Genomic DNA, 20,715 nt, shown 5'->3' with positions numbered 1-20,715 from the left:
ATTAAGTCAATTTTGCAATCAATGATTGGCTTATTTTTTTAACAAAATTATGTTTTTTTTAAGAAAATAATTTTAAATTGATTTTTTTTATAAATATCACTTAAAATTAAAATAATTATCTAATTATTAAGCTAGTTTGTTGAAATCAATTCAAACTCTAGCTTTTTATTTTTATATATTTTTTTATCACATCCAAAATTGCCACCACCCCAACAAAGTTACTTAAAGGAGTATATCTCAAGTGTTAAAAAAAGTTTTTGAAACTACTAATTTAAAAGATTCTTTTCAAGTCGAAATAGGAACTTACGCCAGAAACGTTGATGCTTCCATTTTAGTACGTTACCAAGATACAGTGGTTCTTACAACTACTGTTTTTAGTCGTAAACCCAATAATCTTGATTTTTTACCTCTTACTGTTATTTATCAAGAAAAATTATATGCTGCTGGAAAAATTCCTGGCAGTTTTTTACGCCGCGAAGGGCGTTCCAACGACCACGAAATCCTCACTTCACGCCTCATTGACCGTTCCTTACGCCCCTTATTCCCTGATTATTTTCAACAAGAAGTGCAAGTAATTAATACAGTTTTAAGCCTAGATTCTGATTTTAAAAGCGAACTTGCCTCTATGCTTGGAAGTTCTCTTTCTTTATTAATTTCTGAAATACCCTTTTTTGAAGCTATTTCCGGAGTTTATGTAGGAAAAATAAACGACGAACTTATCATAAATCCCACTTTGAAACAACTTGCCAATTCTACTCTACATTTGATGGTTGCAGGCACCAAAAACAACGTTACTATGATAGAAGCACACGCCAATGAAGTTAGCGAACAAGATTTTTTAGAAGCCATTAATTTTGCACACCAATACATTAAAAAACTGTGTTTATTTCAAGAAAATATCAAGCAACAATTTGCACCTGTCAAAATTACAAACATCTTGCATAAAACCGAACAAACCCAACAACAAGTCTTTTTTGTCAAACACCAATCCCAAGTTAAACAAGCTATTTTAAGTTGTAACAGCAAAAATGATTTACAAAAATTAAAAGAACAAATCTTAGACCAAGCCAAACAAACTCCTTTTTTCAAAACTATTAACACTACCACTTTTTTTGATTGCGAAGCCCACAAAAAACATTTACAAATAACAGAAATCTTATTTCAAAAATTATCCAAACAAGAAACGCGTTCTTTAATTTTGCAAGAAAAAATAAGACCAGACAAAAGAGAATTAGAAGAAATAAGAACCCTCGAATCCCAAATTGATTTGTTGCCCCGCGCTCATGGTTCTGCTTTGTTTACCAGAGGACAAACTCAAAGCCTTGCTGCAGTGACCTTAGGTTGTTTATCAGAAAGCAAAATTATTGACGGCCTAAGCGACGAACAAAATAAACGTTTTATGCTTCATTATAACTTTCCTCCTTTTTCAGTTGGTGCAGTTGGTCGTTATACTGCCCCTAGCAGACGAGAAATCGGACACGGTACTCTTGCCGAAAAAGCTATATCTCAAGTTTTGCCCGAAGAAAAAGATTTTCCTTACACTATTAGAGTAGTTTCTGAAATTCTAGAATCTAACGGTTCTTCTTCTCAAGCCACTGTTTGTGCTTCTTCTTTGGCATTAATGGCATCAGGGGTTCCTTTAAAAAAAGCCGTTGCAGGAATGTCAGTAGGATTAGTTTTTGACCAAGCAACCAATAAATACGTTATTTTAAGTGATATCCAAGGTTTAGAAGATCACGTTGGAGACATGGATTTAAAAATCGCAGGCACCAATAAAGGAATTACTGCTTTACAAATGGATCTTAAAATCCAAGGAATCCCTTTTAAAATTTTGCAAGAAGCTTTTTTTCAAGCCAAAAAAGGACGCCTTCATATTTTAGAACACATGAACCAAACAATTTCTCAACCTCGTTTAGAAGTTTCACAGTACGCTCCTAAAGTTTGTATGATGCAAATCAAACCAGAAAAAATTCGTGATATTATCGGAAGTGGTGGCAAAATCATCAATCAAATTATTGAATCTCATGATGGTGTAAAAATTGATATTGAACAAGACGGACGCGTTTTTGTAATGCATTATAATTTAGAAACAGTCAAAAAAACAGTCGCTTTTATTGAAAGTTTAATCCAAGAAATTCAAGTAGGCGCTTGCTATCAAGCCTCTATTTTGCGTTTTTTAAGTGACAAACAAGGAAAAATGATTGGAGCTGTGGCACAAGTTTGTCCAGGAATTGAAGGACTTATTCACGTTAATAAAATGAAATTTCAAAAAATCACCGATGTTTTAAAAATAGGTGAAACAGTTTCGGTTAAATGCACCAAAATCAACGATCGCGGAAGAATTGATTTTTTGCTTTTGCCCAAAAACACACAAGAAAAAAACTTTTAGTTTTTGCCTTTCAAAAATTATTACCAATACCCATTAATTTATAAAAAAATACCGATATCATTTAAGAAAAGTGTGGTGGTTTGTTCATGAATGAATCTTTAAATAATCCCAATATCGAAACAAAACAAAATCTTACAGGACTAACTAACAAGCAAGTAGAACAAAAAAAAATTGCGGGTCAAGTTGATACTTCTAACTATAAAAATTCTAAAAGTATTAAAGATATCTTATTTAGTAATTTATTCAATTATCTTAATTTGTTGATTTTAATTGTAGCATTAATTATTATTTTCGTAAAACAATATGAACATTTATTTTTTTTAGTAGTTTCTTTAACCAATTTTTTTATTAGCGTGATTCAAGAAATTAAAGCTAAAATAACTCTTGACAAAGTATCTTTGTTGATGAAAAGCCATTCCCAAGTAATAAGAAATAGTCAAAAAGAAAAGGTTTTTTCTTCTGATTTAGTTTTGGAAGATCTTTTATTTTTGGAAGCAGGCGAACAAATTGTAGCTGATGCTAAGGTAAAATCGGGTGTTTTAGAAGTTAACGAATCACTTCTAACTGGTGAATCTAAATTAGTTGTTAAAAAAGAAAACGATTTTTTATATTCTGGTAGCTACGTGGTATCAGGTCAAAGTTATGCCGAAATTGTAGCTGTGGGAAGTGATATGTATATTGAAAAAGTTTCCCAAGAAGCTAAAAAATACAAAAAACCGACCACTCCTTTGATGCAAAGTTTATCTTCGTTAATCAAAACAATCATTATTTTTGTCACACTTTTTGCTATTATTTTAGCTTTTTTTGCTTTTAATAAAGAAAATAATAAAATATCAGATTTCAAGCAAAATTCCTTACTAGGTTTGTGTGGCATGATGATAGCAATGCTTCCTTTGGGGCTTTTTTTGCTGACCAACATTTCTTTGGCAGTAGGTTTTGTACGTTTAGCAAAACAAAAAACTTATGCACAAAATCTATTTGGAATCGAAATGTTAGCTCAAATAAACACTTTATGCCTCGACAAAACAGGAACTATTACTGATGGTACTATGCAAGTTAAAAAAGTTATTACTTATCACCCTAAAGAACTTGATTTTGCTAAATTAATGAATTCTTTTTTATCTGCTTGTTCCACTTCTAATAGCACTTATAATGCTTTAATAAACAAATTTAGCCCCAACACTTTTCCTGTTTCAACTCTTTATCAAGTCTCCCAAAAACTTCCTTTTTCCAGCGAAAGAAAATATAGTGCAGTTGAATTTAAAAATTTAGGAACCATTTTTTTGGGTGCTCCTGAATTCATTTTAAAAAAAAATTTTCATCTTATTAAAAAAGATTTTGAAACTCATACCCAATTAGGTTATCGAGTACTTTTATTAGCTAAAAGCCCTGAGTCTTGTATTTCTCAAATAACTTGTAAAAACCAAAAATTACATGACATACCATGCATCCCTTTAGCTTTAATTATCATTGAAGATACCATTAAAAAAGACGCAGTCACTACCATTGATTTTTTCCAGAAAAATGGCGTTTGTGTTAAAGTAATTTCTGGTGATAATCATATTGCAGTTTCTCGAATAGCTCAAAGAGTAGGTATTATCGATGCTTATAAAAACATCAGTTTAGAAGGGCTTTCTGATCAAGAAGTTATCCAAATAGCTACTAAATACAATGTTTTTGGAAGAACTTCGCCCCAACAAAAAAAAATCTTAATTCAAACTTTTAAACAAACAGGACAAAAAGTTGCCATGACAGGAGATGGTGTAAACGATATTTTAGCCCTAAAAGAAGCCGATCTTTCCATTGCGATGGCATCAGGTAGCCAAGCTACTTGTAATATTGCTAATTTAGTTTTGATGGATTCTAATTTTTCTTCCATGCCTAAAGTAGTTTTTGAAGGTAGAAGAATTATTAACAATTTAGATAAAATCTCTATTTTGTTTTTCACCAAAACTATTATTGCTTTTATGCTTGCAATTGCTGTTATTTTCTTTAATTTTTTAAGGCGTCCTTGCTACTATCCTTTATCACCTTTGAAATTGCAATTTGTCATGGACTATTGGTCAATTGGTATTCCTTCGCTTTTTTTATCTTTTGAAAAAAACAACGAAATTATCAGTGAAAACTTTTTACTTAACAATCTCAAAAAAGCCTTGCCTTATGCAAGTCTAGTTTTTATTAGTTATGTCTTAACTTTTGGTTTGCAAATTGGTTTTATATCAACCCAAACTCCCGATTTCAAACAATTAGAAATAGTTTCTAATTTTGTAATTTTATTCTCCACTTTCATTTTATTTGCTGTTTTATTTAGAATTTCTAAACCTTTTAATCTAGCTAAATTACTTTTATTTGTAGCAATGTTAACAGGTTTTATGACAGCTTCATTTATTTTGGATGTTTTTGAAGAAATGTCTCAATTTGGTAATCTTGAAAAAGTTTTATTAGTTTTAAGCATCATTTTATCCTTTTTCATAACCCAAATTTCCCAAAAACCCCGTCCAACAAAAACTACAAAATTGAAGAAAGAAAACAAATAATTAATATGATTATTTACGGAAAAAACCCCATAAAAGAAGCAATTAAAGCGCAGAGAAAAATTTATCAACTATATTTAGATGAAAAAATTAAAGACCATCTTTTTATAATGTTTTTGCAAAAGCACAATATTGTTTATCAATTAGTTAACAAATTTTTTTTATATGATCTAACTAAACAAAAAAACCATCAAGGAGTCGCTGCTAATGTTTGTGACTACACTTTTTATGATCTAGACACTTATTTAGATTCTACTAAATTCCAAAAATTCTTAATTTTAGACGCTATTAATGACCCCCATAACTTAGGAGCCATTTTAAGAACTGTTGAAGCTTGCGCTTTAGATGGTGTTATTATGAGTAAAAAACATCAAGTTCCACTCAATTCTACAGTTGCCAAAATTTCTTGTGGTGCTTTGGAATACACTAAAGTTTTTTTAGTTACCAATTTGCATCAAACCATTTTAAAACTGAAAAAAAATCAAGTTTTAATCGTTGGAACCGATAGCAATTCTTACCAATCTTTTCATCAAATCCCTAAAAATAGTTCTTTGGCTATTATTGTTGGCAACGAAGGAACGGGCATTAGACATTTATTAAAAAAGCAATGTGATTTGTTGGTTAAAATCCCTATGTATGGAAAAATAAATTCTTTAAATGTAAGTGTTGCTGCTGCACTAATGATCTACTCCACTTTTATTTTTGGTGATAATTAAACCTTATCCCATTCCAAAAAGAAAACCAATAACTAACTTATTTTTTTAAGCAGTTAATCATTAATCTAATTTGGGTTTATTTTAGTTTTCTTACCATCTTTCATCCAATATTCCAAATATTTTCTTTCTGGGATAATTTTTTGCACAAAGCAATTTTTGTAATTTATTTTTTACACAAAAACACTGATTTATGATATAATAAAAAAAGATGTTTTGAAAATTAAATTAATGTTTTTTAAACTTTGTAACATAAAAGGAGCTATTTTTTTGAAAAAAAATATTTTAGTTTGTGTTTTGTGTTTAAACCGCAATTACAACACCAAACCACGAGCCAATCAAAACTCAAAACGTTTAATTTTAAAAAAATATTGCTCTTATTGCAACAAACACACTTTGCATCAAGAAACTAAGTAAAGGAGTTTTTAACTTTATGGGAATTAAAATAGTAAGAGAAACCAAACCAAATCAGTTATTAGAAGTAATCAAAAGAGAATATAGTTTGCTCAATATTTTACTAATTATCACTTCTATTTTGTCTCTTGCTCTTTGTGGGCAATTATGGCAAACAAAACATTTTGAAACTATGCATTGGGCATTGCCTTGTGCTTTAGTTCTTTTGAGTGTTTTTATTTTCGCGATAGGTTCATTTGCTTTTTTCAAAGATGCATTTTTGCAAATTTGTAACATTATCTGGCCTTCCTTAAAACAAATTTTGTTTAACGCATTACAAGTTATTTTTTTCACATTGTTTTTAATACTTTTTGTTCATACCATAGATTCTTATTTTATTGGCAAATTAACTCAATTTTGTGTCAAAATCAAAAATTTGTTGAGCAAATAAAATGAATAAAACAGAAAAACAAATAAAAAGGACAGAAGCGCAAGAAAAAACCTTCCAAAACACACGCCACCTTAAATGGTATATTGCCCAAACTTATTCAGGTTATGAAAACGTTGTAAAAGACGATTTGTTAAGAAGAGTCGAAAGCATTGGCATAGGTGATTTAGTATCTAATGTTTTGTCTCCTAAAGAAGAATATTATGAAACTCGTTTGGATGGAAAAAAGGTTAAAAAAGAGCGTAAAATGTATCCTGGATACGTTTTTATTCAAATGATGATTACTGACCGATCTTGGTTTGTTGTCAGAAATACTCCGAGAATTACTGGTTTTTTAGGTTCAAGCGGGATGGGTTCTAAACCAGTTCCTTTATCTGAAAACGAAATCAATCCCGTTTTATTAAAAATGGGTATCATCAACAAACCTGATTATAAAAATTTAATCGGCAAAAAAGTAGAAATCATTTCTGGTTCTTTTGCGGGTCAAATAGGACAAGTATCAAGTATTGATGACGACCGTGAAAAAATGACATTGGAAATAGATTTGTTTGGTAGAGCAACTCCAGTAGAAATTTCTTTCAACGACTTCAAAGAAATATCTTAACTTTTTTCACAATTTCTAATATTTTTTTATCAAATATTTAAAATTTATGTTAAAATAAGTTGTCTAAAAAATTTTATCATATTTTTTTATGTGACAATATCAAAAATATTCCAAATTTAATTAAACGCAAACAAAGAATAAACAACTCAAATTATCAAGTTTTTTATTTAAAGTCCTCGTTCCAAAGAAAGGTTTTTTATGGCTAAAAAAGTTGTTAAAACGGTAAAATTACAAATTTCTGCAGGAAAGGCTAATCCAGCTCCTCCAGTAGGACCTGCTTTAGGACAAGCCCAAGTTAATATTCCTGCTTTTTGTTCCCAATTTAACGAAACAACTAAAGATCAAATGGGTTTCGTTATCCCTGTTATCATTTCTGTTTATGAGGACAGAACATTTACTTTTGTAACTAAAACTCCTCCAGCAAGCGATCTTTTAAAAAAAGCTGCTAAAATTGAATCTGGTTCTGCTAATGCAAGCCAAACTAAAGTAGCTACTATCACACACAAACAAATAGAAGAAATTGCTAATTTAAAGCTTCCAGACCTAAATGCTTATTGTGTTGAAAAAGCTTGCAAAATCATTGAAGGCACAGCTCGCAATATGGGAATTTTAGTAAAAGATTAAAATAGTTTTTACCCCAATTATTCAAATTTCGAATTAAAAAAAATTTCTAAAAAATATCAAGTTGTTTTGAGAAAGGAATTACTGTGATGAAACGAGGCAAAAAATATTTAGCATCATTACAAATGTTTGATGTTAAAAAAAAATACCCACTTCAAGAAGCTATTAGTTTAGCTAAACAAACTCAAGTTGCTAAATTTGATGCTGCGGTAGAATGTGCTTTTAATCTAAATTTAGATCCCAAAAAAATTGATCAAAATTTAAGAGGATCATTGGTTTTACCACATGGCACTGGCAAAGTTTTAAAAGTAGCAGTTCTTGCTAAAGGAGAACAAGCAAAACAAGCACAAGAAGCTCAAGCCGATTACGTAGGCGATCAAGATTTAATTGATAAAATTGCCAAAAACTGGGTTGATTTTGATGTCTTAGTTGCTACTCCTGAAATGATGCCACAATTAAGTAAATTAGGGCGTCTTTTAGGACCCAAAGGGCTAATGCCTAACCCTAAAACAGGCACTGTAACAAATGATGTTTTACAAGCAGTCAAAGAAATTAAAAATGGTAAAATTGAATATCGCCTAGACAAAAGAGGAAATATTCATGCCATATTAGGTAAGGTTTCTTTTGATGAGATAAAATTACTAGAAAACTTAAAAACTTTATATCTTCAATTAATGGCTGTTAAACCTCGTACAGTGAAAGGCACTTACATTAAAAGTGTTACTATTTCAACTACGATGGCACCAGGTATTAAAATTGACCCTGTTACAATTTCACAATAATCAAGATAAAAATTTTGAAGGAAGGAAAAGGGCATAATCATGATAAAACCTCAGTTAGCCAAAAAAATAGATTCAGTTGCTGTTTTGCAAGAAAAAATTAGCACTGCTAAAACAGTTATTGTTTTTGAATATACGAGTTTACCGGTAAGTTCTTTTATGCAACTGCGTCGTGAGTTAAAAAAAACTAGTTGCGAAGCAAAAGTATATCCCAAAAACATCATGCAAAGAGCTGTTGCTAACGCCAAACAAGCTGATTTAGTTACCTTTTTAAAAGGAGCAAAAGCTTTAATTATTAGTCCCCAAGAATTATTAGAACCAATCAAAACGATTTATAATTTTGCTAAAAAAAATAAAGCAGTTAAAATAGTTTCTGGCATTGTGGAACAAAAAATTGTCTCCTTGCAAGAAATAAACATATTAGCTACTTTACCTTCAAAAGAAAAAATGTTAGCGCTTTTAGCTGCTTCAATGTTTTTACCTTTGCAACATTTAGCAATTGGTCTAAATATTTTAGCAAAAACCAAACAACAAGAAAACCCCCAACAATAAAAATTAATTTATGAATGAAAAGATTATAACAAAGGAGATTGACATGGCTAAGTTAACAAAAGAAGTTTTTTTATCGGCTTTAAAAGAAATGTCTTTATTAGAGATTAAAGAATTATTAGATGGTTTAAAAGAAGAGTTTGGAATTGACCCAACTGCTTTAGCAGTTGCAGCTCCTGGAGCAAATAATGCAGCTGAAGTAGAAGAAAAAACCGAATTCACAGTAGTTATGAAAAGTTTTGATGAAAAAAAGAAACTTGCTGTTATTAAAAAAGTGCGCGAAGTAACAGGATTAGGTTTGATAGAAGCTGCTAATTTTATTAAAGTTCCTGACTCCAAAGTAAAAGAAAATGTCTCTAAAGCTTTAGCAGAAGATATTAAAAACAAGTTAGAACAAGTTGGAGCTGTTGTTGAACTTCAATAAATTATTATCTTGTAAGTAATATAAAAACCTGAGTTTTCTCAGGTTTTTTAGTCTTTCATTGTTTTTATTTTTATACCCCACCCCCACAACAAAACCCAAAAATCGCAAAGACACAATTAAAAATAAAGATTTTGGCAAAACAAACTACCAATTAATAATTTATAGGAGCATAAGATGGGTTATCATAATGTAAAATATGGCAAAAAAGCACAACGTCGTAATTATTCTAAAATAATTTATGATGTTGATTTGCCCAATTTAATTGAAATTCAAAACCAATCTTTTGATTGGTTTTTAAAACACGGTATTAAAGAATTGTTGCAGGATTTTTGTCCTATTGAAAGTTATAATGGGGATTTAAAAATTCACTTTAATGATTATTTTTTAACACCACCAAAATATAGCATTGAAGAAACTAAAATTAAAGATATAAGTTATGTTGCCCAATTATTTGTCAAAACTACTTTAGAAAATGTTTTAACTGGCGAAACTAAACAAAGCAATATTTTACTTACTGAATTGCCTCTAATTACTTCCACTGGTACTTTTGTCATCAATGGCACTGAAAGAGTAGTTGTTTCTCAAATTGTACGTTCCGCTAGTGTTTATTTTGCAGGCAATTTTGACAGCAAACTCAACAGAACCACTTATTCTGGACAAGTAATTCCTTCACGTGGTGCTTGGATTGAATATGAAGAAGGTTCTAAAGAAATTTTGTATGCCAAATTAGATCGTTCCAAAAAAATTCCCTTGTCCAATTTTATTTATGCTCTAGGATTTGACAGCAAAGAGGCAATCGAAAATGTTTTTGGCAAAAGTGCTATCCTTGATTCTGTTTTTGATAAAGAAACTGATATGGACTCAGATAACGCCTTGGTAGAGCTGTATTCTAAAATACGTCAAGGCGAAAAAGTTCCTGTCGATACTGCCAGAGATTTTATTAGAACAAGACTTTTTGATCAAAAAAAATACGACCTGGCTAAAGTGGGAAGATACAAATTTAATAAAAAACTAGACGTTCTTACCCGAGCTGAAAACACTTATTTAGTTTGTGATTTTGTCAATCCTGAAAACCAAGAAATAATAATTGCACAAGGCGAACTCTTAACCAAAGAAAAAATTGCAATCCTGAAACAAAATCGTCATTTTTTGCTTCAAGAAATCTTTGATGCTAAACACAATTTAGAAAATGAAACTGATGAAGAGATTTTAGCATATAAAAAATATCCTCAAAAAAACGAATTATTCACCAAAACTAACATCATCAACTCTCGCACTGGTGAAGTTTTAGTAGCTAAAGATACTTTAGTTAACGACGATATTATCAATCATTTAAGACACAATATTCACACCCTTGACGAAAAAGTATCTAAATTTTTCCTAGGAACTAAAGATATTTATCAAAAAGAAGCAGAACGTCAAGGAGTTTTTAACGAAATTTTAGAAGTTTATACTTCAAAAGACGAATCAGGCAAGTTATATCACAAAGTCAAACTTATCGGAAACGACCAAAGAGAAACCAAAAAACACATTACTTTATCAGATGTTATTGCAAGCATTAATTATTATTTGAATCTTTATGAAAACGTAGGCACTGTTGATGATATCGATCATTTAGGTAATCGTCGTTTAAGATTAATTGGAGAATTGTTAAAAAACCAATTTCGAATTGGTCTTACCAGAGCTGAAAAAAATATCAAAGATATGATTTCTACTAGCAAATTCATTGAAGTTAACGGTCCAGGTGACCTAGTTAATTTTACTTTTTTAATGAGTGTAATCAAAACTTTTTTCACAAGCTCACGCTTATCACAATTCATGGATCAAATCAATCCTTTAGCAGAATTGACGCAAAAAAGAAGGGTATCAGCTCTAGGTATAGGAGGAATTAATCGTGACCGTGCAGGCATTGAAGTGCGCGACGTGCACAATTCCCATTACGGCAGATTATGCCCCATCGAAACTCCTGAAGGACCTTCAATTGGGCTTATCACATCCCTTTCCACTTATGCCAAAGTCAATAAGTGTGGTTTTATCCAAACTCCTTTCTTTAAGGTTTTGCACCAAGACGGAAAAACTACTCTTTCGCGCCACATAGACTATTTAACAGCTGACCAAGAAAAAGAAGAAATTATTGCCTCAGCTGGGTTTGTTTTGGATGCCAATAATGCTTTTCAAGATAAAAAAATAATTGCTCGTAGCAACGGTGAAACAGGCATTTTTGAAAGAAGCCAAATAACATATGCTGACGTTTCTCCTAAACAAATTGTCTCTGTTGCAACTTCTTCGATCCCCTTTTTAGAACACAATGATGCTTCCAGAGCTTTAATGGGAGCCAATATGCAACGTCAAGCAGTCCCTTTATTAATTCCTGAATCCCCTATTGTAGGAACAGGTGTTGAATATCGCGCTGCCAAAGACTCAGGTTGTTTAATTATTGCCTGTGAATCAGGGTTTGTTACTTATGTTGATGCTCAAAAAATAATTATCACCAAAAAACCCAACCAAACTGTTTCATTAAATGGTAAAACCCTTTACGATACCACCCAAGAATTTACCTATACCCAAGCCAAGGATTTATATGAAAACAACTACAAAGAACACCAAGCTGAATACACCCTAATCAACTTTGCCAAATCCAATCAAGATACTTTAGTGTTGCAAAAACCGATTGTAGTTTTGGGAGAACAAATCAATGAAGGTGATATTTTAGTAAGTGGACCTTCTACATCTCAAGGTGAATTAGCACTTGGTAGAAATGTTACAGTGGCTTTTATGACTTGGGAAGGTTATAACTATGAAGATGCCATCATTATGTCAGAAGAATTAGTCAAACACGATGTCTACACTTCCATCCACATTGATAAATACGAAGTCCAAACTAGAGAATTAAAGAAAGGTAGCGGTCAAGAAGAAATCACTAGAGAAGTTCCCAACGTGGGCGCTGATGCTATTAAAAACCTTGACGAAAGAGGAATTATTATTCCTGGTTCCGAAGTTAAAGAAGGAGATATTTTAGTAGGTAAAATCACTCCTCAAGGAAACATCGAACCTTCTCCTTCTGAAAAATTAATTCAAATCGTAATCGGTGAAAAAGCCCGAGAATATAAAGACTCTTCTTTAAGAGTTCCTTTTGGTGAAGGAGGCATCGTCCAAAGTGTTCATTATTTCTCCAGAAAAAACGGTGATGTTCTTCCTGCTGGTGTTAATGAAAACATCCGTGTTTTCATCGCTAAAAAACGTAAAATCAACGAAGGTGATAAAATGGCAGGACGACACGGGAACAAAGGTGTAATTTCTCGTATTTTACCTAAAGAAGATCTTCCTTATATGGCAGACGGAACTCCAATTGACATCATGTTAAATCCTTTAGGGGTTCCTAGTAGGATGAACATTGGACAAATTTTAGAAATCCATTTAGGAATGGCTGCCAAAAAATTAGGCATCAAAGTGGCAACTCCTGTTTTTGATGGTGTCAATGACTACGACCTTAAAGAAATCATGAAAGAAGCCAATTTAGATCCTGATGGCAAAATGGTTTTATATGACGGACGCACCGGTGAACCTTATGACAGTCGTATTTCTGTAGGAGTTATGTATATGGTTAAATTATCTCACATGGTAGATGACAAACTCCACGCCAGAAATGTAGGACCATACACTTTAGTTACCCAACAACCTATGGGAGGAAAAGTCCAAAACGGTGGACAACGCTTCGGTGAAATGGAAGTATGGGCACTTTATGCTTATGGAGCTGCTCACACCTTACAAGAAATTTTAACAGTCAAAAGTGATGATATTGTAGGTAGAAATAAAACTTATAGCGCCATCGTTCAAGGAACTCCGCTGCCTAAACCAAGCATTCCTGAAAGTTTCCGAGTTTTTATTAAAGAATTGCAATCTTTAGGATTGTACGTAGAACTAATCAAAACTGATACTAAAGAAAATGAAGTTAATAAATCCTTAATTGATTACAAAAAGGAAGGTTATAATTAAAGATGAGTGATAACAGATTATTTACTTCAGTAGAAACTTTAAATTTTTCATCTCCAGTTTTAGAAAAATTAAAACTTTCTGGAATCAATATTTTGGAAGATTTTAACACTTTTACTTTAGAAGAATTAAGGCTTTTACTGCAAGAAACTTTTTTAGAGGTTTTACCTATTCTCAAAAATTTTGCCATACCTCGTAATTTACAAAATCTAGATTTGAGTGAGGCCGTTATTAACATTCTTACTGAACTAGGAATGGAAGATTTTCAAGATCTTTTACAAACTAAAATGGCTGTTCTTACAAAAGCATTTGAAACCAATCCCCTTGCTTTTAAAAAACTAAACGACCTATTTAAGTTATATAATCATTTTCCTTCTATTTCATCTGATAAAGAATATGGCAGTAGAGATTATGATTATTTTAAAATTCGTCTAGCTGCTCCCGAAGAAATCAGACAGTGGTCTTATGGTGAGGTTACCAGCTATGAAACAATTAACTATCGGACCTATAAACCAGAGATATCAGGATTATTTTGTCAAAAGATTTTTGGTCCAGTAGTTGATTTCCAATGTGCTTGTTCTAAAAAACAAGTCAGCATCAAAAGTCAATTTTGTAACAAATGCGGAGTTGAATTTACCGAAACCAAAGTGCGTCGCGAAAGAATGGGGCACATCGAATTACAAACTCCAATCGTCCATACTTGGTACCTTAATTCTTCTCCCAGCCGTTTAGCTATTCTTTTAAATATCAAAACTAAACAATTAGAAGAAATAGTTTATTATGTTTCTTACGTTGTAATTGATCCTGGAAAAACTGAATTCAAATCTAAAGAAATTATTACAGAAACCCAATACAGCGAAGCTCTTTATGAATTTGGAAATACTTTTTTAGCTTTAACAGGTGCCGAAGCGGTTAAAAAATTACTAGAAAATCTCAATTTAGAAAAAACTATCAAAGTCCTTCGCAAATCTTTATCGGAAAATTCCAAACAAAAAAGAGAAAGCATCATTAAAAGACTAGAAATCATCGAATCTTTTCATCAATCAGACAACAAACCTGAATGGATGGTAATGGATGTTATTCCTGTATTGCCTCCGGGATTAAGACCGATGGTTCCTTTAGATGGTGGTCGTTTTGCTACTACTGAAGTCAACGATCTTTACCGCCGTATCCTTAATCGCAACAATCGTTTAAAAAAACAAATGCTCCAAAAAGCTCCTCGTTTAATTATTAAAAACGAAAAAAGAATGCTACAAGAAGCAGTTGATGCTTTATTTGATAATGCCAAAACTAGCAAAAAAAACGTTAACAATGTCGAAAAAAACCGTCCACTTAAATCTTTATCCGAAATGCTACGCGGGAAACAAGGTCGTTTCCGTCAAAATCTTTTAGGTAAAAGAGTTGATTATTCGGGACGATCCGTAATTATTGTAGGTCCTGATTTAGAAATGCACCAATGCGGCGTGCCTCGTGAAATGGCAATTATTTTGTTTAAACCTTTCATTTTGAAAAAATTACAAGCAACCAAAGGTATCGACAAAAAAAACGCCAACACTATTTATGAAAAAATGAATGAAGAGGTTTGGAACGCCTTAGAAGAAGTAGTCAAAGAACACCCAGTCCTTTTAAACCGCGCCCCAACACTACATCGTTTAGGAATTCAAGCTTTTGATCCTAAATTAATTGATGGTAAAGCCATTCGCCTACATCCTTTAGTTACACCTGCCTTTAATGCCGATTTCGATGGCGACCAGATGGCAATTTATGTTCCTCTTTCTTTAGAAGCGCAGGCTGAAGCACGCTTATTGATGCTTGTTTCGAACAACATTTTAGACCCTAAAAATGGTAATCCAGTAGTAACTCCTTCGCAAGATATGGTTTTAGGAAACTACTATTTAACCATTGAAGAAAAAAAAGATCGCACTATAAACAGTTATGATGCTTCCCAAAGAACTGCAGAACACCAATACAAACATCGCAATGAAGGAGCCTTTTTTGCTGACATCAACGAAGCCAAAACTGCTTATCAAAATAAAGAAATCCATCTTCACACAAGAATTTTTATCAAACCACAAGCAATTAATTTATCATTTACCGAAGAACAACGTCAAAAATATTTAATGACTACTTTAGGAAAATTAATTTTTAATGACATTTTGCCTCCAAGTTTCCCCTACATTAATGAACCAACCCAGTTTAATTTGGATGTTCAAACTCCTGATGCTTATTTTTTAGCTCCAGGAACCAACCCCAAACAATTCCTAAAAAAACTTCCAACCCCCAAACCTTTCAACAAAAAATTTCTATCTATGATTATTGCATGTTTTTTCAAACAAATGAAAATTACAGAAACTTCTAAAATGCTAGATCACATCAAAAACTTAGGTTTCAAGTATTCCACCATCGCAGGAATTACAGTTTCATTTGCAGACATTAATACTTATTCCAATAAACAAAAGTTATTACAAGAAGTAGAAGCCCGCAATATTCAAATTGAGACTTGGTACAACGATGGTTTTTTAACAGATGCCGAACGTCGTCGTTTAATAATTAACGAATGGAAAACTATTCGTGACGAAATTCAAGAAGGTTTGATGAAAGAATTCAAACAAGACAACCACATTTTTATGATGAGCGAAAGTGGAGCACGTGGTAGTGTTTCTAACTTTACTCAATTAGCAGGGATGAGGGGATTAATGAATAACCCTAAAGGTGAAATTATTGAAGTCCCTGTTAAAGCTTCTTTCCGAGAAGGTCTGAAAGTTTCTGAGTTTTTCATCTCTACTCACGGAGCCCGTAAAGGTTCAACTGATACTGCCCTCAAAACAGCTGAGTCAGGCTATCTAACGCGTCGTTTAGTTGACGTAACTCAAGATATTGTCGTTATCAAAGAAGACTGCAATAGTGACCGCGGTTTTGTTGTAGAAGCTATGATGAGTGATGGCAAAGAAATTGTTTCCCTCAAACAACGCATTATGGGACGCTTTGCTAGTTGCGACATTTGTTACCCCAAAACCAATACCCTTATTTTAGCGCGTAATGAATTAATTACCGAGTCTAAAGCCCAAGAAATTATTATTGCCAAAATTAAAAAAGTTCCTATTAGAAGTATTTTAACTTGTAATTGTGAATATGGTATTTGTGCCAAAGACTATGGCGTCAATCTAGCTACTAACAAATTAGTAGAAATTGGCGAAGCTGTTGGTGTTATTGCTGCTCAATCCATTGGTGAACCAGGAACTCAATTAACTATGAGAACTTTCCATACTGGAGGGGTTGCTTCTGCCTCAGATATTACTCAAGGTCTTCCAAGAATCGAAGAATTATTTGAAGTACGCAAACCCAAAGGAAAAGCGCTAATCAGCGAATTAAAAGGAAAAATTAAAAAAATAGATAAAATCCGTTCTCAAAATCCAGAAATTGTAATTACACAAGAAAATGACCCTTACACAGAACACCGTTACATTTTAGAACCTAATGTTGATATTTTAGTAAGCAAAAACAACAGTGTTTATCCCGGTCAAAAACTAACTTCTGGTTCGGTTGATCTAAAAGAACTTTTAAGAGTGGCAGGAACAACAGAGGCTCAAAAATATATCTTAGAAGAAATACAAAAAGTTTATCGTGCCCAAAATGTTTATATCAGCGACAAACATATCGAAATTATTATTCACCAAATGTTTAAACAAATTTTAATTATTGATGAAGGTGATACTCAACTTTTACCTGGCACAGAAATTACTATTAATAACTTTAAAAAAGCTAATTTAAAAATGTTAGAAGAAAACAAACGTTTAGCAGTGGGACGCCCTATTATTTTAGGAATTACGCGTTCTTCTTTAAGAAGTGATTCTTTACTGTCAGCTGCATCTTTCCAAGAAACTACTAAAATTTTAATTGATGCTGCCATCAAAGGAAAAACTGACCATCTTTACGGACTTAAAGAAAATGTTATTATTGGTGGCTTAATTCCTGCAGGAACAGGTATTTTAGAAACTACTTTATTTAAATATCCAAAAGAACCCGCAACCACTTCTGAACTTGCTGAAAAAATCAACCAAAATTAAAAAAAGAAAGGAAATAAAAAATGTCTACTGTTTCTCAATTAATCAAAAAACGTCGTATCAGTAAAACTTCCAAAACTAAAGCACCCGCATTAAGTTACGGTTTTAATGTTTTGCAAAAAAAAGCTAAATATTACAATTCTCCTCAAAAAATGGGAGTTTGTCTCCGTGTAACTACTATGACCCCAAAAAAACCTAACTCAGCTTTACGTAAATTTGCAAGAGTACGTCTAAGTAATGGTTCTGAAGTAACTGCCTACATTCCAGGCGTGGGACACTCCTTGCAAGAACATAGCTGTGTTTTAGTTCGTGGTGGACGTGTAAAAGACCTTCCTGGTGTGCGTTATCATATTGTTCGTGGTGCTCTAGATGCTACTGGTGTTGCTAACCGCAAACAAGGGCGCTCTAAGTACGGCTCTAAATTACCTAAAGAAAAAAAATAATTATAATTACAATGAATAAAAAATAATAAATCACAAATCCCCAAAAAAATAAATAAAATAAAGAAAGTAGGTGAATTTTTGTGTCCCGTAAAGGTCATATTAAAAAAAGAGATGTACAGCCAGATCCTGTTTACAATTCTAAATTAGTTACTAAAACCATTAATACCATTATGGAAGACGGCAAAAAAGGTAAAGCTCAAACTATTTTTTATCAAGCTTTAAAACAAGTCAAAACCATTACTAACCGCGAGCCTATTGAAGTTTTTCATGAAGCCCTAAATAACATTATGCCTGTGCTAGAAGTACGAACGCGTCGTGTTGGTGGTCAAAATTACCAAGTGCCTTCCGAAGTTCGTCCCGAAAGACGCCAGTCTTTAGGATTAAGATGGCTTGTTAAATACACTAAAGAACGCAACGAAAAAACAATGGAAGAAAGACTTGCCAAAGAAATAGTAGATGCTTCTTTAGGTAACGGAGTATCAGTTAAAAAAAGAGAAGAAACGCATCGCATGGCAGAAGCTAATAAAGCCTTTGCTCATTATCGTTGGTGATTGTAACTTATAGGAGAATAAAAAGATGGCACGTCGTCAGTTTTCATTAGAAAAAACTCGCAATATTGGCATTATTGCTCATATTGATGCAGGAAAAACCACCACTACAGAAAGAATTTTGTTCCACACTGGAAAAATTCATAAAATCGGAGAAACTCATGATGGCGCCTCTCAGATGGATTGGATGGAACAAGAACAAGAAAGAGGAATCACTATTACCTCTGCTGCTACTACTGCTTTTTGGAAAGACCACCGTATCAATATTATTGACACTCCCGGACACGTTGATTTTACGGTTGAAGTTTCGCGCTCTCTTAGAGTTTTGGATGGTGCAGTAACAGTTATTGATGCTCAAGCAGGAGTAGAACCGCAAACTGAAACTGTTTGGCGTCAAGCTAGTGAATATAAAGTTCCAAGAGTTATTTTTGTTAATAAAATGGATAAAGTAGGCGCTGATTTTGCTTATGCAATTGAAACTCTTAAACAACGCTTAGGAGTTCATGCAAGTGCTATTCAATGGCCAATTGGCTCAGAAAATGACTTTAATGGCATCATTGATTTAGTAGAAATGAATGCTTTTGAATATGATAACACTTCCCAAGAAACAGGAAAAGTTGTTTCTATTCCTAGAGATTTAGAATCAATTACCCAAACTAAAAGAAATGAATTAATAGAAACTTTATCTACCCTAGACGAAGAATTAATGATGTATTATTTAGAAGAAAAACCAATTTCTTCTGAAATGTTGAAAAATTCCATTAGAAAAGCAACCTTACAAGCTTCCTTTTTTCCAGTTCTTTGTGGTTCTTCTTTCAAAAATAAGGGTGTTGTTAAAATGTTAGACGCTGTTGTTGACTACCTTCCTGCTCCTTGTGATGTTGAAGCTATTGTTGGTTTTGATTCTGATAATCAAGAAATTGTGCGCACCGGATTAGATGAAGAACCTTTCACAGCTTTAGCTTTTAAAGTGATGACCGATCCTTATGTAGGAAAATTAACCTTTTTCCGTATATATTCAGGTTCAGTTAAAGCTGGATCTTACGTAACTAATACTACTAAAGGAATAAAAGAACGTTTTGGACGTTTATTACAAATGCATGCTAATTCTCGTGAAGAAGTAAAAGAAGCCTACACAGGCGATATTTTAGCAGTTGTAGGATTAAAAGCAACTACTACAGGAGACACTTTAGCATCAGAAGGACAAACTATCGTCTTAGAATCAATGAATTTCCCAGAACCAGTAATTGAAATTGCAGTAGAACCAAAAACTAAAGCTGACCAAGATAAAATGGGAATAGCCCTTGCAAAATTAGCTGAAGAAGACCCTACATTTAAGGTTTTTTCCAATCATGAAACCGGGCAAACTATTATTGCTGGAATGGGTGAACTTCATTTAGATATCATTATTGAACGTCTTAAAAGAGAATTCAAAGTACAAGCAAATGTTACAGAACCTCAAGTAGCATACCGCGAAACAATCACCAAAGAAACTGAGACAGAAGGAAAATTCATTCGTCAATCAGGTGGTCGTGGACAATACGGACACGTGTGGATGCGTTTTGAACCAAATCCCGGAAAAGGTTTTGAATTCGTTAATAAAATTGTAGGTGGTGTTGTTCCTCGTGAATACGTTCCTGCAGTTCAAAAAGGAATTCAAGAAGCTCTTGCTGGTGGTATTTTAGCTGGATATCAAATTATCGATGTTAAAGCAACTTTATTTGATGGTTCTTACCATGATGTCGATTCTTCCGAAATGGCTTTTAAAATTGCTGCTTCCATGGCATTAAAAGAAACCAAAACTAAAGGTAACCCAGTTATTTTAGAACCCATTATGGACGTGGAAGTAGTTACTCCCAATGATTATGTAGGAAATGTTATTGGCGATCTAACTTCTAGAAGAGGTAGATTAGAAAATCAAGAATCACGCACCAACGCTGTTGCTATTAGAGCGTTTGTACCCCTTTCTGAAATGTTTGGATATGCTACTGTTTTGCGCTCCAATACCCAAGGAAGAGCTACTTTTATTATGCAATTTGCTAAATATGAAAAAGCTCCTAAAAGTATTACTGAAGAAATTATTAAAAAACGCTCTTAGACAACCTTACACCAAAAAAACATTTTTATTCCCAAAATAGTTGTGAAAATCCAAAAAATAAGTTAAAATTTAAATGGTAAATATTATTTATTAAAATAAACCTTAAAACATAATA

Annotated in this window: 15 protein-coding genes; all 15 read left to right on the top strand. The window is 32.7% G+C overall.

Features of this window, described 5'->3' with window-relative positions:
• The first annotated feature begins 241 nt into the window (after positions 1-241).
• The 15 genes from N747_RS0102465 to fusA all read left to right on the top strand — a co-directional run bounded on the left by N747_RS0102465 (position 242) and on the right by fusA (position 20,600).
• Positions 242-2,389 (top strand): polyribonucleotide nucleotidyltransferase, encoded by a 2,148-nt coding sequence (locus N747_RS0102465; protein WP_024563643.1) that lies wholly within the window; start codon positions 242-244, stop codon positions 2,387-2,389.
• An 86-nt stretch (positions 2,390-2,475) separates the two neighbouring features.
• Complete coding sequence (locus N747_RS0102460; protein ID WP_024563642.1) at positions 2,476-4,926, top strand: HAD-IC family P-type ATPase; 2,451 nt, start codon at positions 2,476-2,478, stop codon at positions 4,924-4,926.
• 5 nt (positions 4,927-4,931) lie between these two features.
• On the top strand, positions 4,932-5,639 hold the full coding sequence (rlmB, locus tag N747_RS0102455) for a 23S rRNA (guanosine(2251)-2'-O)-methyltransferase RlmB (RefSeq protein WP_024563641.1): 708 nt from the start codon (positions 4,932-4,934) through the stop codon (positions 5,637-5,639).
• 267 nt (positions 5,640-5,906) lie between these two features.
• Entirely contained in the window at positions 5,907-6,053 is a 147-nt protein-coding gene (gene rpmG / locus N747_RS0102450) for a 50S ribosomal protein L33 (protein ID WP_024563640.1), read from the top strand.
• Between the two features lie 16 nt (positions 6,054-6,069).
• Complete coding sequence (gene secE / locus N747_RS0102445) at positions 6,070-6,480, top strand: preprotein translocase subunit SecE (RefSeq protein ID WP_024563639.1); 411 nt, start codon at positions 6,070-6,072, stop codon at positions 6,478-6,480.
• 1 nt (position 6,481) lies between these two features.
• Entirely contained in the window at positions 6,482-7,081 is a 600-nt protein-coding gene (nusG, locus tag N747_RS0102440; RefSeq protein ID WP_024563638.1) for a transcription termination/antitermination protein NusG, read from the top strand.
• 198 nt (positions 7,082-7,279) lie between these two features.
• Complete coding sequence (gene rplK, locus N747_RS0102435; protein WP_024563637.1) at positions 7,280-7,705, top strand: 50S ribosomal protein L11; 426 nt, start codon at positions 7,280-7,282, stop codon at positions 7,703-7,705.
• Positions 7,706-7,788: 83 nt separating this feature from the next.
• Positions 7,789-8,484 (top strand): 50S ribosomal protein L1, encoded by a 696-nt coding sequence (gene rplA / locus N747_RS0102430; protein WP_024563636.1) that lies wholly within the window; start codon positions 7,789-7,791, stop codon positions 8,482-8,484.
• A 39-nt stretch (positions 8,485-8,523) separates the two neighbouring features.
• On the top strand, positions 8,524-9,033 hold the full coding sequence (gene rplJ / locus N747_RS0102425) for a 50S ribosomal protein L10 (protein WP_024563635.1): 510 nt from the start codon (positions 8,524-8,526) through the stop codon (positions 9,031-9,033).
• A gap of 43 nt (positions 9,034-9,076) precedes the next feature.
• Positions 9,077-9,454 (top strand): 50S ribosomal protein L7/L12, encoded by a 378-nt coding sequence (gene rplL / locus N747_RS0102420; RefSeq protein ID WP_024563634.1) that lies wholly within the window; start codon positions 9,077-9,079, stop codon positions 9,452-9,454.
• Between the two features lie 174 nt (positions 9,455-9,628).
• Positions 9,629-13,450: a DNA-directed RNA polymerase subunit beta gene (gene rpoB, locus N747_RS0102415; protein ID WP_024563633.1), complete on the top strand. Its 3,822-nt coding sequence runs from the start codon at positions 9,629-9,631 to the stop codon at positions 13,448-13,450.
• 2 nt (positions 13,451-13,452) lie between these two features.
• The gene (gene rpoC / locus N747_RS0102410; protein WP_024563632.1) at positions 13,453-17,514 is read left to right on the top strand and encodes a DNA-directed RNA polymerase subunit beta'; all 4,062 of its coding nucleotides are present in this window, start codon (positions 13,453-13,455) and stop codon (positions 17,512-17,514) included.
• A 20-nt stretch (positions 17,515-17,534) separates the two neighbouring features.
• Entirely contained in the window at positions 17,535-17,954 is a 420-nt protein-coding gene (gene rpsL, locus N747_RS0102405; protein ID WP_024563631.1) for a 30S ribosomal protein S12, read from the top strand.
• An 80-nt stretch (positions 17,955-18,034) separates the two neighbouring features.
• Positions 18,035-18,505 (top strand): 30S ribosomal protein S7, encoded by a 471-nt coding sequence (gene rpsG / locus N747_RS0102400; RefSeq protein ID WP_024563630.1) that lies wholly within the window; start codon positions 18,035-18,037, stop codon positions 18,503-18,505.
• A 25-nt stretch (positions 18,506-18,530) separates the two neighbouring features.
• Positions 18,531-20,600, top strand: a complete 2,070-nt coding sequence (gene fusA, locus N747_RS0102395; RefSeq protein ID WP_024563629.1) for an elongation factor G — start codon at positions 18,531-18,533, stop codon at positions 20,598-20,600.
• Positions 20,601-20,715 lie beyond the last annotated feature (115 nt).

Origin of the sequence: Candidatus Phytoplasma tritici (assembly GCF_000495255.1) — a bacterium.
Taxonomy (GTDB): domain Bacteria; phylum Bacillota_I; class Bacilli_A; order Acholeplasmatales; family Acholeplasmataceae; genus Phytoplasma; species Phytoplasma tritici.
The sequence above is the reverse complement of the archived record's forward strand: the minus strand, read 5'-3'. Positions and strand labels throughout refer to the sequence as shown.